Genomic DNA, 15,442 nt, shown 5'->3' with positions numbered 1-15,442 from the left:
GCGCCGGCGGATCCGCCCGCCGACAAGTCCTCCCATCCCATTCCGATTGGTGCGAGAGCCCAACTATCGTCTGCTCTTCGGCATGCCGGTCGTCCAAGGGCTGATCATGCTTGCAAGTTCGAGCGGCGACGTATTGTAAGAATGGGAAATTCCGTGCCGGGCGCGTGTGGCGGACTTGACGTTCCTATCGCCAGGGCGGCGAGTCGTTCATGGGAACGTCAAATCCCAAGCCACGTGGAGCGCTCGTGTCCCGCTCCCGACGCTTGTAAGAGGCCCGCTGCAAAGGGATACAAGCGTCGGGGGCGGACACGAGGACTGGACAACGGCGAAATCGACGTTGTTGCTTGACGGCTGGCTATCTGGTTCCTTATCACGTGGATAGGATGTTCAAGGCTGCCAACAAGGGCCGCCGAAGACAAGGAAGTTGTGCCCAACGAAGTCTAGCGAGATAGAGATGCGACATTCGTGTTGCGGCAACTCCAGATGAAGCGCGGGGAGTTTGACGGGTTGCTTGCATGAAGGTTGCGTTTGCTAGACCACGACCCGAGCTCGGTGCACACGTCGAAGCCGTGTGGATATTCGAGAGCGACTCTGGCCTGCCGCCCGAAGACAGGACCGTATCGGCGCCCAACGGTTGCGCACGGCTTATAATCCCGTACGAAAACTCCATGATTTCGACTGCCAACGGACAGGTCGAGGAAGGCCGGGAGAAAGGCGTCTATTTCGTCGGCGTTAGAGATGGCCCCGCCTTCCTCCGCACCCAGCCCAAAAAGACCGGTATCGTCGGCATTGATTTTCACCCGTGCGGCGCCTTTCCAATCTTCGGCGTGCCGATGGCCGAAACGACGAACCGCCACCTGGCCGTTGATGCGCTGCTCGGCAAGTGGGGACGGCAAGTCATGGACAAGGTACACGACTTGAAAGGAGCCGATGAAAAGGTCGACTTCATTCAAACGCAGTTGCTGCGGCTCTTGCAGAGGAACAAGGAGCAGAACCCCGTCGTAGAATTTTGTGTAGCCGCGCTGAGGGCTAGCAGCGGAAGGACATCAGTCTCCGATCTGGAGCAAACCACAGGCTACTCGCGGCGTTACCTGGGACTGCTTTTTAAGCACCATGTGGGCGTGGCCCCGAAAACGATCGCCGAAATTTTCCGCTTTCAAAAGTTCTATCAAATTTGGGCGCAGAAGCGGCCATACGATGCGTTCGCGCAAGAGATTTACGACCATTACCACGATCAATCCCATTTCACGAAGGAGTTCAAGCGCATGACGGGATTTCCGCCCCTGCGATTCAGTCGGGGCGTTACGAATGAATTCGGCAGACGCCTCTCGTTGCGCTGACATGCGGCTTGCGTGACGTTGGCGGCAGATGCGTTGCCGGATTTCCATGCAAAAGATTTCGCAGGGAGGTTGCATCGAGACCGCCGATCGGCACGACGGCGCGCCGACCGCTTCGCTTCATGAGGCGTCGCAGAGAAAGCGCCGCAGGGGCGGGATCAGCGCGAAACAGCTTATGCTTGCCGTCGCCGACAGGCATTGCGCAGCTTGTCGATGCCACGCTGCGTCGCCAGTCGCAATGGCAGCCCAACCCGCATAACCTGAGCGTCTGTTGGAACTCGACGCGAGCGCGTAAGGACGCAGCCCGGTTTAAACTGTCGAGTGCCAGGCTACGTGAGTTGCGCTACCTTTCTTGTCTCCGATGGCCGCTTCTTGCGGCTGATCCTGCGCACGACGGCGTAGAAGGCCGGCGTGAACAGGAGGCCGAACGCGGTGACGCCCAGCATGCCGGCGAACACCGCGGTGCCCAGCGATTGCCGCATCTCCGAGCCCGCGCCGGTCGCCACCACGAGCGGCGCGACGCCGAACACGAAGGCGAGCGACGTCATCAGGATGGGCCGCAGCCGTGTCCGCGCCGCGGTCACGGCGGCTTCCGCGGGTGTAGCGCCGCCGTCTTCGATCTGCCGCGCGAACTCCACGATCAGGATCGCGTTCTTGGCGGCAAGACCGACCAGGACGACGAAGCCGATCTGGGCCAACACGTCGATCGGCATGCCGCGCATCAACAGTCCCGTCACCGAGGCGAGCAGGCACATCGGAACGATCATCACGACCGCGAGCGGCAGGTTCCAGCTCTCATACTGCGCCGCGAGCACCAGGAAGACGAACAGGGCCGCCGCGCCGAACACCAGCAAGGATGAGGTGCCCGGCTGTTGCTGCTGGAAAGCAAGCTCGGTCCACTCGAAGCCGATGCCGGGCGGCAGCACCTCGCGCGCCAGCTCTTCCATCCGGTGCAGCGCGGTGCCGGTCGCGACGCCGGGCGCCGCGACGCCCATCACCTCGGCGGCGGGAAACAGGTTGTAGCGGGGCACGCGATAGGGCGCGTTCTCGGATTTGAGCCGCGCCACCGTGCCGACCGGCACCATTTCGCCTGACGTGTTGCGCGCCTTCAGCCGCGCGATGTCCTGCGGATCCTGCCGGAATGAGCCATCGGCCTGCGCGATGACCTGGTAGGTGCGGCCGAGATAGTTGAAATCGTTGACATATTGCGAGCCGAGGTAGACCTGCAAGGTGGCGAAGACGTCGGTCGGCGTCAGCCCGACCTTCTCGGCCTTCTCGCGGTCGATGTCGGCATAGACCGACGGCGAGCGCGTGCCGAACAGGGTGAACACGCCGGCGAAGCTCGGGTCCTTGTTGGCGGCGGCGACCAGCGCCTGCGCCGCTTTCGCGAGCGCATCCGAGCCGAGCCCGGCGCGATCCTGCAGCATCATCTTGAAGCCGCCGGCATTGCCGATGCCCTGCACCGGCGGCGGCGGGATCGTCAGCACATAGGCTTCCTGGATCACCGAAAGGCGCTTGCGCAGGTCGGCGAGAACGCTGGTCGCAGTCAGGCCCTCGACCTCATGATTGTACAGCGAGGGCAAGCCGGAAAAGATCGTGCCGGCATTGGAGGCGATGGTGAACGTGGTTGCGTCGAGCCCTGCGAAAGGCGCCACATGCTCGACGCCGGGCGTGGACATGATGATCTCGATCGCCTTCTTGACCACGGCCTCGGTCCGTTCGAGCGTCGCGCCGGGCGGAAGCTGCACGACCGTGATGAGATAGCCCTGGTCCTGCTCCGGAATGAAGCCGGTCGGCGCGCGGGCGAACTGGAAGCCGGCGAAGCCGATCAGTGCCGCGTAGGCCACCAGCACGACGCCGGTGATCTGCACCAGGCGCCGCGTCAGCCGCCCGTAGCTGGTCGACAGCCATTCGAAGCCGAAGTTGAAGCGGTCGACGCCCGCTTGCACCAGCCGGGCGATCATCGAGCTTCGCGGCTTGTGGCCAGGCTCGTGCGCCTTGAACAGCACCGCGCACAGCGCAGGGCTCAGGGTCAGCGAGACGAAGCAGGAGATCAGGGTGGAGGCTGCGATCGTGACCGCGAACTGGCGGAAGAATTGTCCCGTGATGCCCGACAGGAAGGCCGAAGGCACGAACACGGCGCACAAGGTCAGCGCGATCGAGATCAGCGCGCCGCCGACCTCGTTCATGGTGACATGGGCGGCCTCGGCCGGGGTCATGCCGCGCTCGAGATTGCGCTCGACATTCTCCACCACGACGATGGCGTCGTCGACGACGATGCCGACCGCCAGCACGAGGCCGAACAGCGACAGGTTGTTCAACGAGATTCCGAGGACGTAGAGGAAGGTGAAGGTGCCGACCAGCGAGACCGGGATCGCGATGACCGGAATGATGGCGGCGCGCCAGCTTTGCAGGAACAGGAACACGACGCCGACCACCAAGAGGATCGCCACGAAGATCGTCTTGATCACCTCGTCGACCGATTTGCCGACGAAGATGGTGGGATCGTAGATGACCTTGTAGTCGAGGCCCGGCGGAAAATCCTTGACCAGCGTTTGCATGGCGTCGAGCACCTCGCGCTCGACGGCGAGTGAATTGGCGCCCGGCTGGGCGAAAATCAGCAAGGGCATGCCGGGGCCGCGGTCCATGAACGCGGTCGAGCCGTAGTCGGCGGCGCCGATCTCGACCCGGCCGACGTCACGCAGCCGCGTCACGCGGCCCTCGCTGTCCGACTTCAGGACGATGGCGGCGAACTGCTCGGGCGTGGAGAGCCGGCCGAGCGTCTGCACGTTGAGCTGATAGGCCTGCTTTGAGGCGACCGGCGGCTGGTTCAGCACGCCCGCGGAGACCTGGACGTTCTGGGCGCGCAGCGCGGCGAGGACCTCGCTTGCGTTCAGATTATGGGCCGCGACCTTGTCGGGGTCGAGCCAGATGCGCATGGCGTATTCGCGGCCGGCAAAGATCTGCACGTCGCCGACCCCCGGCAGGCGCGCCAGCACGTCCTTCACATGCAGCGTCGCATAGTTGGAGATGTAGAGGGTGTCGCGGGAGCTGTCGGGCGAATAGAGGTGCACTGCAAGCAGGATGTTCGGCGTCGACTTCCTCACCTGCACGCCCAGCCGCTGCACGTCCTCGGGCAGGCGCGGCAGGGCGTCCTGCACGCGGTTCTGCGTCAGCATCTGCGCCACGTTGAGGTCGGTCCCGATCCGGAACGTCACGGTGACGGTGAGCTTGCCGTCGCCGGTAGACTGGCTGCTCAGATAGAGCATGTTCTCGACGCCGTTGATCTGCTGCTCGAGCGGCGTGGCGACCGTCCGCGAAACGGTCTCCGCGGACGCGCCCGGATAGCTCGTGGTGATCTGGACGGTCGGCGGCACGATCTCCGGATATTGCGCGATCGGCAGCATGGCGAGCGTGCCGAGCCCGATCAGCGTCACGAAGACGCTGAGAACGGTGGCGAAGATCGGCCTGTCGATGAAGCTGTGTGTCACGGGAAGCTCCTGTTCAGCCCAGCATTTGCGCGCTCGGTCTCAGCCCTGGCGGTCGGCGGCGGCGTCATAGCGGATGGTGCCGTCCTGCGGCGCGACCTTGGCGCCGGGCGTGGCGCGCACCAGCCCGTCGATGATGACGCGATCGTTCGGCTCCAGGCCGGACCGGATCACCCGCAACCCGCCGCGAAGATCGCCTGTCGTCACGATCTTGGGCTTCACGGTGGCGTCGGGCGCAACCGTCATCACCAGGCGCTGCGACTGGTCGAGCACGACAGCGGCGTCCGGCAGCAGATAGACCGGCGCCGGCGGTGCGATCGCCACGTGCAGCCTGGCGAACTGGCCGGGCGCCAGGAACAGGTCCGGGTTGGGCACCGTGGCGCGGGCATGGATCGTGCCGCTGGAGCGATCGAGCGAATGGTCGATGAAGTCGAGCGTTCCCTCGCGGGTGAAGCTGTTCTCGTCCGAAAGCCCGATCAGCACCTTGTTGGCGAGCGGCCCGGCCTCGCGGGCGCGTTCGCGCGAGAAGGTGAGGAAATCCGATTCGCTCATGTCGAAGTCGAGATAGAGCGGATCGAGCGAGACCAGCGTGGCCAAAAGGGTGGTCGGGCTGGTGGCGGCACGGCTGCCCGCGACCAGGCTTCCGACCGAAACCTGGCGCGCACCGATGCGGCCGGTGAAAGGCGCCCGCACGCGGCAATATTCGAGGTCGAGCTCGGTATCGCGCACGCGCGCCTTGGCGTCATCGACCGCGGCCTGCGATGCATCCTGATCGGAGGTGCGCTGGTCGACCGTTTCCTGGGTTGCGAACTCGTTGCGCCGAAGCGACTGCGCGCGAGAAAGCTGGTTGTTGGCGAGCGCGACGCGGGCGGTGGCGGTCTGCAGCGCCGCTTGCGCCTGCGCGAGCCTGATCTCATAGGGGCGGGGATCGATCACAAAGAGCAGGTCGCCCTTGTGAACGATCTGACCATCCTTGAAGTGAATCTCGGTCAGGGTGCCGCCGACCTGCGCCCGCAGCTCGATCCGGTCCACCGCCGAGAACTGGCCGAGAAAGCCAACCCTGGTATCGACCTCGCGCTGCAAGGGCTGGCTGACCGTCACCAGCGGCGCCGGCGTCGGCAGGGCCACCGCCTGGCTTCCTCGATGCGGCGCCACGGCGAAGTAGACGACGGCGAGGCCAAGAACCGCCGCCGCGCCGATCGCGGCCGTTCTCCAGGTCCGCCGCCGCGGCCGGCCTGCGGGTTCGTCAAGCGGTTCTCTTTCAAGCTTCGAAGGGTCGGTGATCTGATCCATGACGCTGTCCACAAGTCCTTGCCATGCTGTTTGAAATTCGGCGGCGGTACCGCCGCCTGCGTCTCGAAGCGCACGCGCCGGCCGCTCCAGCGTGTCGAGGTGGTGATGCCGGGCACTTGTCATTTCGGACGGTAAAGGTCGCGCTCTTGGTTGATCCGGGGTTGATATTTGGAGCAGGCACTCCAATATGGTTGGGCGGATATAGAAGTGGGGAGGCGCCGTTCAAGGATTATTGGAGCGATGACAACAAAAATAATTCAGGGCAGCAAACGTGGCCGGGGCCGGCCGGCGGTGTTCGACCGCGATATCGCGCTTAAGGAGGCGATGAAGCTGTTCTGGGAGCGTGGCTACGAGGGCACGTCGTTCGACGACCTGACCGCCGCGATGGGGATCAGCGCGTCCAGCTTCTACAATTCGTTCGGCAGCAAGGAAGCGCTCTATTGCGAGGCCACCCAGTCCTATCTGGAATGGGCCGGCCAATGGTTCTTCGCCATTCTCAATGATCCTTCGACCGACGCGAGGACGGCGTTCGCGCTCCTGTTCGAGGCGACCGCGGAAGAGTTCACCCGCGGCGATCACCCGCTCGGCTGCATGATCTCGCTCGCGGGCACGCATTGTTCGCCGGGCATGAAGAACATCCGCGACATGATGGCCGAGCATCGCGCCTTTTCGGAAAGCGCGATGGCGGTTCGCATCCGCAAGGGCGTTGCCGATGGCGACGTGTCCAAAGATGTCGACTGCGACATGCTGGCGGCCTATTACAGCGCCGTTGCGCGCGGGCTTGCGGTGCAGGCGCGCGACGGGGCGTCGCGTGAGAAGCTGGTCGAAATAGGCCGCCTTGCCATGCGCGCCTGGCCGGCCGGCGAGGCCAAGGCACGACCAAAGGCACGACCAAAGGCTGGCCGCAGTGGCCGCTGAACGCCGGGTCGATTCACGCCGCTGGATTTTTGCCTGCAGAGGGGCTGCCTTTCGTCCCGATCCCGCATTGCGCGCGGGCTGCGCCCGGGCGATGCTGGCGCCATGAAGGACCACAATCCGCAATCGCTTCACATCGATGTCGGCCGCGCCGGCGCCGTCTCCGCGCTCTTCACGCAGCCGCCGCGGCCGCACGCCTGCTACGTGTTCGCGCATGGCGCGGGCGCCGGCATGACGCATGCGTTCATGGAAGCCGTCGCCACGGGCCTGTCCGAGCGCGGCATCGCCACGCTGCGCTACCAGTTCCCCTATATGGAAAAGGGCAGCAAGCGCCCCGATCCGCCGGCGCTTGCGCAGGCAACCGTCCGCGCCGCGGTCGAGGAGGCCGCGCGCCGCGCCGAAGGCCTGCCGCTGATCGCGGGCGGCAAGTCGTTCGGCGGGCGGATGACGTCGCAGGCCCAGGCCAAGGCGCCGCTCCAAGGCGTGCAGGGGCTCGCCTTCTTCGGCTTTCCGCTGCATCCGGCGGGAAAGCCGTCGAGCGAGCGCGCCGATCATCTCGCCGATATCGACATTCCGATGCTGTTCCTGCAGGGGACCAGCGACAAGCTGGCGGAAGTCGATCTGCTCAGACCCGTGGTGAAGAGGCTCGCCGCGCAGGCGACACTGCATCTGGTCGAAGCCGCCGATCATTCCTTCCACGTGCCTGTGCGCTCGGGGCGCCGCGATGGAGAGGTGATGGCCGAGATCCTCGATGCCTTCGCGGCCTGGAGCGCGACGATCTAGTGGAGCGGATCTGACGTTCGCTACCCATTTGCCGCGATTTCCCTTATGCGAACGTCAAATCCAAAGCTCCGCTAGCGTGTCACCGGCTCAACGCTGCGCCTGCGCGCCATGGATCCGGTCGCGCAGCCGCCGCATGCCGCCAAGCCAGCGGTTGCGGTTCGCAGCCTTGCGCTGCATGTATTCCTGCACCTGCGGATGCGACAGGATCAGGAAGCGCTCCTCCGCCATCGCCTCGATCACCATGCGCGCGACCTCGGCCGGCTGCAGCACGCCGTCAACGCGCGCCGCACTCGGTCCCGGCGTCGACATGGCGGTCTGTACCGATTGCGGGCACAGCACGGAGACGCGAATGCCGCGGTCGCCATATTGAATGGCGAGATGCTCGGCGAGCGCCACCGCTGCGCTCTTGGTGACGCCGTAGCTCATCGCGTTCAGCGAGGCGAGCAGGCCTGCGGCGGAAGCGGTGTTGAGCAGGTAGCCCGAGCCGCGTGCCAGCATGCCGGGAACGAGCGCGCGCGCCGCATAGACATGGCTCATGACATGCACGCGCCAGTTCACTTCCCAGTCGGCGTCGGACGCGGCCTCCTGTCCCTTGCGCAGCAGGCCGGCATTGGAAAAGAACACGTCGATGGGACCATATTTGTCCTCGGCCGCTGCGATCAGCGCCTTGACGTCGTCTTCAAGCCCGACATCGGCGGTCACCGCGAGCCCGTCGATGTCGCCGGCAACCCGCGCCAGCCGGTCGCGCGCGGTCTTCAGGTCGGCGACGACGACGCCGCGCGCCCCTCCTTCCGCATAGGCGCGCGCGACCGCCTCGCCGATGCCGCCCGCCGCGCCCGTGACCACGCATACCCTGTCCTTGACCTGCATCGTTCCACGCTCACCGCTTCATGACCCGCGCATGATGGCAGAGTGATACCAGTGCGGGCACTCGGTCAATCGCGGTTTTCTTTCGCAAATTTGGCATGCCGATGCGCGCCAGCATTGCTGGCATCGCGCGCGGCGGCGTGCCATGATGGCTACAGGGGATGGTCTTCGGAGATTGCAATGCTTGAGATGGGTGAACAGGCCGGCGTGACGACAGCGCCGGCGGCGGGATCGGCTTGGACCTATGAGACGGCCTCGGCGGTCTATCGATTGCCGTTCAATGACCTCTTGTTCAAGGCTCAATCGGTCCATCGCGAGCATTTCGATCCGAACCGCGTGCAGCTCTCCAAGCTGCTCAACATCAAGGCCGGCGGCTGTCCGGAGGACTGCGGCTATTGCAGCCAGTCCTCGCATCACAAGACCGGGCTTGTCGCCTCCAAGCTGATGGATGTCGAGACCATCGTCGCCGAAGCGCGCAAGGCAAAGGACGCCGGCGCGACGCGCTACTGCATGGGCGCCGCCTGGCGCAACCCGAAGCCGCGCGACATGGACGCGATCGTCGAGATCGTCGGCGCGGTCAAGGCGCTCGGGCTCGAAACCTGCATGACGCTCGGCATGCTGGAGCGCGAGCAGGCGGATCGGCTGAGCGAAGCCGGGCTCGATTATTACAATCACAACATCGACACGTCGGAGCGCTATTATCCGAAGGTGACCTCCACGCGCGGCTTTTCCGACCGCCTGGAAACGCTGGAGCATGTCCGGCAGTCCGGCATGAAAGTGTGCTGCGGCGGCATTCTCGGTCTCGGCGAAACCGAGCGCGACCGCGTCGAGATGCTGGTGACGCTCGCCAATCTCACCGAGCCGCCGGAGAGCGTGCCGATCAACCAGCTGATTCCGATTCCCGGCACGCCGCTTGCCGATTCGAAGCGCACCGATCCGATCGAGTTCGTCCGCATCGTTGCGCTGGCGCGCATCATGATGCCGAAATCCTATGTGCGGCTGTCGGCGGGCCGGACCGCGATGAGCGACGAGATGCAGGCGCTGTGCTTCCTTGCCGGCGCCAACTCGATCTTCATCGGCGACACCCTGCTGACGACCGCAAATCCGGAAGACAGCACCGATCGCAGGCTGTTCGATCGCCTCGGGCTCCAGGCAACCTGATCGGGAATCACGCCCGGTAAAGGCCCTTGTCGCGCGCCTTCTGGATCGCCAGCCCCGCGAGCATGTCCAGCATCGGCGTCGAGAGATCAGCGGCGCGGGCAAAGGCCTGCGGCGCGCGGACCAGCGCGTCGATCTCCATGGCGCGGCCGAGCTCGTAGTCCTGCAGGATCGAGGGCTTGTGCTCGGGCGCGGGGCCCGAGCGTGTGATGCGCTTGACAGTGGGATAGCAGCTCTGCCCCACCGCGTTGGCCTCATCGAGCAGGCGCGGGATCACGTGCTGCAGCGCCGGCTCGTCGCGCACCGCGCGCGCGGTTTGCCCGGTCAGCAGGCACAGCACCGACATCGACATATTGGTGAGCAGCTTCGACCAGATCATCTCCCTGATCTGCGTGACACCAGCCGAGCCGATGCCGGCGGTCTCGAGCGTCGCACGCAGCTGCGCGATGCGCTCGCTGTCGCGGTCGTCGCATTCGCCGATTTGAAGCAGGTTGCGTTCGGGCGAGAGGTTTGCGACGGCGCCGGGCGCGATCACCTCGTTGGAGGAGAAGATCACCCCGCCGATGATGCGTGACCTCGCGATCGCGGCACGAAGCGCGCCGCCCGGATCGAGAAAGCCGAGGTCGGGCGTTGAAGGATGATCGGGCGGCAGCCCGATGTCGTACCACCAGGGAATCCCGTTTTGGGCGAAGATCACGGGCGTGTCGTCGCCGAGCAGGGGAGCAAGGCCGCGCGCGAGGCCGTGGACGCCGGTCGCCTTCAAGGTGCTGATCACGAGATCCTGCGGGCCCAGCGCAGCCGGATCGTCGGATGCCTTCACCCTCGCGTGGAACTCGGTGTCGCCGACGCGCAGGCGCAATCCGTTCGCCCGCACGGCGTCGAGATGCGCCCCGCGCATCACGCAGGACACGTCATGACCCGCCAGCGCCAGCCTGACCGCAAAATGGCTGCCGACGGCGCCCGCGCCGAAAATGCAGATTCGCATGGGGTGAATGTCTCGCTGAAAATGGTAGGCTGAAGCCTAATGAGCGCCGGCGCGCCGCGCAACCGCGCCGCCCAAGCAGGGAGAATGCCCGATGATCACCGCTGTCGTCCGATTCAAGCTGCCCGCGACCATCGATGCCGCGAAAGCGGCCGAGCTGTTCAAGGGTTCGGCGCCGAAATATCAGGGGCTCAAAGGTCTCGTACGCAAATATTATCTGTTCGACGCCGCAAGCCACACCGGCGGCGGCTGCTATCTCTGGGAAAGCCGCGAGGCCGCCGAGCGGGTGTATAACGCCGAGTGGCGCAAGATGATCACCGAGCGCTACGGCAGCCCGCCCGAGATCAGCTATTTCGAAACACCTGTGATCGTCGACAACACCACCGGCAAGACCATCCTCGACGCCGCGGAATGACCAAAGTGCAGGGAGTCGGCGGGTTGACAGTCCCGGGATCAGCGCTGAAAACCCTCCGGGACTGATGACGATCCGGAACTGATTGTGCCGACCAAATCCATCCTCGAGCCTGCCCGGCAGGTGCCCCTCTACGGCGAATATGACGTCGTAGTCCTCGGCGGCGGGCCCGCCGGCATCGCCGCGGCCGTCGCATCGGCGCGCGCCGGCCGGCGCACGCTGCTCGTCGAGCGCTACGGCTTTCTCGGCGGCATGGGCACGGCGGCCGGCGTCACCAATTTCTGCGGGCTGCACGCCAATGTGCATGGCGAGATGCATCGCGTGGTGCAGGGCATCGCCTCCGATCTCCTCGCGCGCATCGACCGGCTCGGCGGTCTGAACGCGCCGCATCTGGTGCTTGGGAAAATTCTGGCCCAGGCCTATGACACCGCGGCCTACAAGATCGCCGCGGACGATCTGCTCGCCTCCCACAAGGTCGACATCCTCTTTCATGCGCTTGGCGCCGGCGTCGTGATGGGGGATGAGCGGCGGATCGATACGCTGATGGTCGAGACCAGGGGCGGCCGGCAGGCGGTGCGCGCCAATATCTTCATCGATTGCTCCGGCGACGGTGATCTGGCGGCCTGGGCCGGCGCGCCGTTCGAGCTCGGCGATGGCGCCGGCCACATGCTCTATCCCTCGATGATGTTCCGCCTCAACGGCGTCGATCCCGCTCGCGCCGGCGAGGCGTGGCGGACCATCCCGACCCTGATGGAGCAGGCGGAGGCTGCGGGCACGCACAAATTTCCGCGCAAGGCGGCCATCGTGCGGCCGCAGCGCTCGCCGGTCGAATGGCGGGTGAATTTCACGCAGCTTTCGCGGGCCGACGGCAGCGCCATCAACGGCATCGAGCCGGATGACCTGACGCGTGGCGAGATCGACGGCCGCCGTCAGGCGGTCGAGGCCTTCGCCTTCCTGCGCACCGTGCCCGGCTTCGAGCAGTCCTACATCGTCGACCTGCCGCCGCAGCTCGGCATCCGCGAGACCCGTCGCGTCATCGGCGGCTACCGGCTCAGCGGCGACGACGTGCTCGGCTGCGCGTCGTTCGAGGATTCCATCGGCGTCAACGGCTGGCCGATCGAGGCTCATGTCGCCGGCGACGTGATCTTCAAGTTCCCGCCGATCCCGCAGTCGCGTGGCTTCAACGAATTGCCTTACCGGATGCTGGTGCCGGAGAAGATCGACAATCTCATGGTCGCCGGCCGCTGCGCGTCGATGACCCATGAAGGCCAGTCGGCGGCCCGCGTCTCCGGCGCCTGCTTCGCGATGGGCGAGGCCGCGGGCTCGGCGGCCGCGCTTGCGCTGTCGGGCAACACCAGGCCGCGCGACATCGCCATCGAGAAGCTGCAAGGACAATTGAAAGAACAGGGCGCCTTCATCGGCCGCGATCAGCGCGTGCCTGACGGCGTGTGACGGAGGAAACTGGAATGAGAAGGGTGGCGCGGGCCGCGCTGGCGGCCCTGCTGGCGCTGTCGGCGATCGCGGGCGCAAGGGCTGATGAGCTCAAGGCGAAAATCGGCGTGCTGCGGCTGTCGTCGTCGGCGCCGGTGTTCATCGCGCAAGACAAGGGCTATTTCCGCGAGGCCGGTCTCGACGTCGAGCTGAAGTTCTTCGACGCGGCGCAGCCGATCGCGGTCGCGACCACGTCCGGCGACGTCGATTTCGGCATTACCGCCTTCACGGCGGGTCTCTACAACCTTGCCGGCAAGGGCACGCTGAAGGTGATCGGTGGCATGAGCCGCGAGAAGGCGGGCTATCCCCTGATCGGCTATTTCGCCAGCAACAATGCCTATGCCGCGGGCCTGAAGAGCCCTAGGGATCTCGCGGGCAAGCGCGTGGCGGTAACGCAGGTCGGATCGAGCTTCCATTACTCGCTGGGGCTATTGGCCGACAAATACGGCTTCAAGCTCTCGGAGGTGAAGGTCGTGCCGCTGCAATCGCTATCGAACGCGGCGGCCGCCCTGAAGGGCGAAACCGTCGATGCCGCGCTGCTGCCGGTTTCGACCGCGCGGCCGCTGATGGAATCGAACGGCGCAAAGCTGTTGGGCTGGGTCGGCGACGAGACGCCCTGGCAACTCGGCGCGGTGTTCGCCTCGCCCAAGACGCTCGCCGACAAGGCGCGGGTCGCAAAACTGCTCGCAGCGCTGGAGCGCGCCGACCGCGAATATCACGACGTGATCCTGGCGCAGGTGAAGGACGGCAAGGCCGTCATCAACGACAAGACCAGGCCGCTGCTCGAGATAACAGCCAAATACACCAACCTCCCGGTGGAGCAGGTGGTCGGCAATTGCGCCTATATCGATCCGGACGGCAAGCTCGATGTGAAGAATGTCGACAACCAGATCAAATGGCTGCAGGAGCAGGGCTTTGTCGACAAGGGCTTTGACGCGCAGGCGATCATCGCATCCGATTTCGTGAAGCCGGATTAGCGCTCTCTTGGTCATGGCCGGGCTTGACCCGGCCATCCACGCCTTGGCGGCAGAAACGAAAGTAAGACGTGGATGCCCGGGACAAGCCCGGGCATGACGGCTAGAACAGGCAGCGATGAAATGGACCTGATCGCCGACCATATCAGCCACCGCTTCGGTGACCTCGCCGTGCTCGACGACGTCTCGTTCACCGTCGGCGCGGGCGAGGTGGTGGCGATCGTCGGTCCCTCCGGCTGCGGCAAGAGCACGCTGCTCTCGGTCCTCGGCGGGCTGTTGCAGCCGGATGCCGGCGCGGCCCTGCTGCGCGGTGCGCCGCCGGGTGGCAGCCTCAATCCGCTGACCTTCGTGTTCCAGGATTTCGCGCTGCTGCCCTGGTGCACGGTTGCGGCCAATGTCGAATTTCCGCTGCTGCACGCCGGCTTGAGCGCGGCGGAGCGGGGCCGAATCGTCGACGACGCATTGCGCCGCACTGGGCTCTCTGATTTCCGCGCCGCTTTTCCGAAGCAGCTTTCCGGCGGCATGCGCCAGCGCGTCGGCATTGCCCGCGCGCTCGCGGTGCGGCCCGCGATCCTCCTGATGGACGAGCCGCTGTCGGCGCTGGATTCGCAGACCCGCGAACTCCTGATGGAGGATTTCATCGGCCTGCTCGCCGATGGCGCGATCGGCGCGGCCTATGTCACGCACAATCTCGAGGAAGCGGTGCGGCTCGCCGACCGCATCGTCGTGCTGTCGCGGCGGCCGGGCCGCGTCCGCGAGGTGGTGCCGATCGCCATGACGCGCGCCGAGCGCGGCGCGGTCGAGGCGCGCGGCCAATTGCTTGCGCTGCAGAACGATCTCTGGGCGCTGATCCGCGAGCAGGCGATCGATGCCGAGCGCGAGGTGCAGCATGCTTGACCGCGGCACCAGGCAGCCGGACGCCGATATCGCCGCGGCAACGCGCCCCGTGGCGTTTCGCGGCGCCGGCTTCGTGCCGAGCGCGAGCCGCTACGGCGGCTGGGTCGCGCTGGCGCTCGTTATCGCACTCTGGCAGGCGGCCGGCAGCGTCGGCTGGGTCAATCCGCTGTTCCTGCCCACACCTTCCGCCATTGCGCGCGCGATCTACCAGCTCGCGGTCAGCGGGGCGCTCTGGCATCACGTCTCGGTTTCGCTGCTGCGGATCGGCGTCGGCTGGATTTTGGGCACGGCGACCGGCGTCATCGTCGGCTTCGCGATCGGGCTGTCGCGGCTCGCGCGCAGCGTCGGCATCACCTTCATCTCGGCGCTGTTCCCGATCCCGAAGATCGCGCTCCTGCCGCTCCTGATCCTGTGGCTCGGAATCGGGGAGGAGCCGAAGATCGCGACCATTGCGCTTGGTGTGTTCTTCTCCACCGCGATCGCGACCTATAGCGGCGTCGACGCGGTGCCGCGCAACCTGATCCGCATGGCGCAGAGCTTCAACGTGCCGTTTGCGACCATCGTCCGCCGCGTGATCTGGCCGGGGGCGCTGCCATCGATCCTTGCCGGCTTCCGCATCACCACGTCGGTCGCGCTGTTGCTCGTGGTCAGCGCCGAGATGATCGGCGCCGAGTTCGGCATCGGCGCCTTCGTGCTGCAGGCCGGCAATCTGATGCAGACCGATCAGTTGCTCGCCGGCGTCGTGATCCTCAGCCTGTTCGGGCTCGCCATCGGCAAGCTGATCGGCTTGCTCGAAGCGCGGCTGTTGCACTGGCGGTAGCGGCAATACGGCCGTCGTCCCGGCT

Annotated in this window: 13 protein-coding genes; 9 read left to right on the top strand and 4 right to left on the bottom strand. The window is 65.7% G+C overall.

Annotated features, from left to right (window positions below):
* Window positions 1-515 precede the first annotated feature (515 nt).
* Complete coding sequence (locus QOU61_RS36000; protein ID WP_354142495.1) at window positions 516-1,340, top strand: DUF6597 domain-containing transcriptional factor; 825 nt, start codon at window positions 516-518, stop codon at window positions 1,338-1,340.
* A 326-nt stretch (window positions 1,341-1,666) separates the two neighbouring features.
* Here QOU61_RS36000 and QOU61_RS35995 read toward each other — a convergent pair whose 3' ends face one another.
* Both QOU61_RS35995 and QOU61_RS35990 read right to left on the bottom strand, forming a co-directional pair.
* Window positions 1,667-4,828 carry an efflux RND transporter permease subunit gene (locus tag QOU61_RS35995; RefSeq protein WP_289655908.1) on the bottom strand — a complete coding sequence of 1,054 codons (3,162 nt, stop codon included), beginning with the start codon at window positions 4,826-4,828 and terminating at the stop codon, window positions 1,667-1,669.
* A gap of 39 nt (window positions 4,829-4,867) precedes the next feature.
* Window positions 4,868-6,118, bottom strand: coding sequence for an efflux RND transporter periplasmic adaptor subunit (locus tag QOU61_RS35990; protein ID WP_289655907.1), 1,251 nt, complete (start codon window positions 6,116-6,118; stop codon window positions 4,868-4,870).
* Window positions 6,119-6,358: 240 nt separating this feature from the next.
* Here QOU61_RS35990 and QOU61_RS35985 point away from each other — a divergent pair, with 240 nt between their 5' ends.
* The gene (locus tag QOU61_RS35985) at window positions 6,359-7,036 is read left to right on the top strand and encodes a TetR/AcrR family transcriptional regulator (RefSeq protein ID WP_289655906.1); all 678 of its coding nucleotides are present in this window, start codon (window positions 6,359-6,361) and stop codon (window positions 7,034-7,036) included.
* Window positions 7,037-7,138: 102 nt separating this feature from the next.
* On the top strand, window positions 7,139-7,816 hold the full coding sequence (locus QOU61_RS35980; protein ID WP_289655905.1) for an alpha/beta hydrolase family protein: 678 nt from the start codon (window positions 7,139-7,141) through the stop codon (window positions 7,814-7,816).
* An 87-nt stretch (window positions 7,817-7,903) separates the two neighbouring features.
* Here QOU61_RS35980 and QOU61_RS35975 read toward each other — a convergent pair whose 3' ends face one another.
* Window positions 7,904-8,686, bottom strand: a complete 783-nt coding sequence (locus QOU61_RS35975; RefSeq protein WP_289655904.1) for an SDR family oxidoreductase — start codon at window positions 8,684-8,686, stop codon at window positions 7,904-7,906.
* A 186-nt stretch (window positions 8,687-8,872) separates the two neighbouring features.
* Between QOU61_RS35975 and bioB the strand changes: the two genes are divergently transcribed.
* Window positions 8,873-9,844, top strand: a complete 972-nt coding sequence (gene bioB / locus QOU61_RS35970; protein ID WP_502876999.1) for a biotin synthase BioB — start codon at window positions 8,873-8,875, stop codon at window positions 9,842-9,844.
* Window positions 9,845-9,851: 7 nt separating this feature from the next.
* On the opposite strand, the gene QOU61_RS35965 is transcribed toward bioB, so the two are convergent.
* Complete coding sequence (locus QOU61_RS35965) at window positions 9,852-10,826, bottom strand: ketopantoate reductase family protein (protein ID WP_289655902.1); 975 nt, start codon at window positions 10,824-10,826, stop codon at window positions 9,852-9,854.
* 91 nt (window positions 10,827-10,917) lie between these two features.
* On the opposite strand from QOU61_RS35965, the gene QOU61_RS35960 reads away from it, so the two are divergent.
* From QOU61_RS35960 to QOU61_RS35940, 5 genes are all read left to right on the top strand, one after another.
* Window positions 10,918-11,238, top strand: a complete 321-nt coding sequence (locus QOU61_RS35960; RefSeq protein WP_289655901.1) for a monooxygenase — start codon at window positions 10,918-10,920, stop codon at window positions 11,236-11,238.
* Window positions 11,239-11,322: 84 nt separating this feature from the next.
* Window positions 11,323-12,687, top strand: a complete 1,365-nt coding sequence (locus QOU61_RS35955) for an FAD-dependent oxidoreductase (protein WP_289655900.1) — start codon at window positions 11,323-11,325, stop codon at window positions 12,685-12,687.
* 14 nt (window positions 12,688-12,701) lie between these two features.
* Window positions 12,702-13,703 (top strand): ABC transporter substrate-binding protein, encoded by a 1,002-nt coding sequence (locus tag QOU61_RS35950; protein WP_289655899.1) that lies wholly within the window; start codon window positions 12,702-12,704, stop codon window positions 13,701-13,703.
* A 120-nt stretch (window positions 13,704-13,823) separates the two neighbouring features.
* Entirely contained in the window at window positions 13,824-14,597 is a 774-nt protein-coding gene (locus QOU61_RS35945) for an ABC transporter ATP-binding protein (RefSeq protein ID WP_289662075.1), read from the top strand.
* Window positions 14,590-15,417 (top strand): ABC transporter permease, encoded by an 828-nt coding sequence (locus QOU61_RS35940; RefSeq protein WP_289655898.1) that lies wholly within the window; start codon window positions 14,590-14,592, stop codon window positions 15,415-15,417. Before QOU61_RS35945 ends, QOU61_RS35940 begins: the two co-directional genes overlap by 8 nt.
* Window positions 15,418-15,442: the final 25 nt, after the last annotated feature.

Source organism: Bradyrhizobium sp. NP1, assembly GCF_030378205.1.
In the GTDB taxonomy this organism is placed as follows: Bacteria; Pseudomonadota; Alphaproteobacteria; order Rhizobiales; family Xanthobacteraceae; genus Bradyrhizobium.
This window is presented reverse-complemented; position numbering and strand designations above follow the sequence as displayed.

Excerpts from the sequence above, each read along its gene's own strand:
- QOU61_RS36000 (WP_354142495.1), top strand. The coding sequence starts at position 516 with ATGAAGGTTGCGTTTGCTAGACCACGACCCGAGCTCGGTGCACACGTC.
- bioB (WP_502876999.1), top strand. The coding sequence starts at position 8,873 with ATGGGTGAACAGGCCGGCGTGACGACAGCGCCGGCGGCGGGATCGGCT.
- QOU61_RS35975 (WP_289655904.1), bottom strand. The coding sequence starts at position 8,686 with ATGCAGGTCAAGGACAGGGTATGCGTGGTCACGGGCGCGGCGGGCGGC.
- QOU61_RS35940 (WP_289655898.1), top strand. The coding sequence starts at position 14,590 with ATGCTTGACCGCGGCACCAGGCAGCCGGACGCCGATATCGCCGCGGCA.
- QOU61_RS35950 (WP_289655899.1), top strand. The coding sequence starts at position 12,702 with ATGAGAAGGGTGGCGCGGGCCGCGCTGGCGGCCCTGCTGGCGCTGTCG.
- QOU61_RS35945 (WP_289662075.1), top strand. The coding sequence starts at position 13,824 with ATGGACCTGATCGCCGACCATATCAGCCACCGCTTCGGTGACCTCGCC.
- QOU61_RS35960 (WP_289655901.1), top strand. The coding sequence starts at position 10,918 with ATGATCACCGCTGTCGTCCGATTCAAGCTGCCCGCGACCATCGATGCC.
- QOU61_RS35990 (WP_289655907.1), bottom strand. The coding sequence starts at position 6,118 with ATGGATCAGATCACCGACCCTTCGAAGCTTGAAAGAGAACCGCTTGAC.
- QOU61_RS35965 (WP_289655902.1), bottom strand. The coding sequence starts at position 10,826 with ATGCGAATCTGCATTTTCGGCGCGGGCGCCGTCGGCAGCCATTTTGCG.
- QOU61_RS35980 (WP_289655905.1), top strand. The coding sequence starts at position 7,139 with ATGAAGGACCACAATCCGCAATCGCTTCACATCGATGTCGGCCGCGCC.
- QOU61_RS35985 (WP_289655906.1), top strand. The coding sequence starts at position 6,359 with ATGACAACAAAAATAATTCAGGGCAGCAAACGTGGCCGGGGCCGGCCG.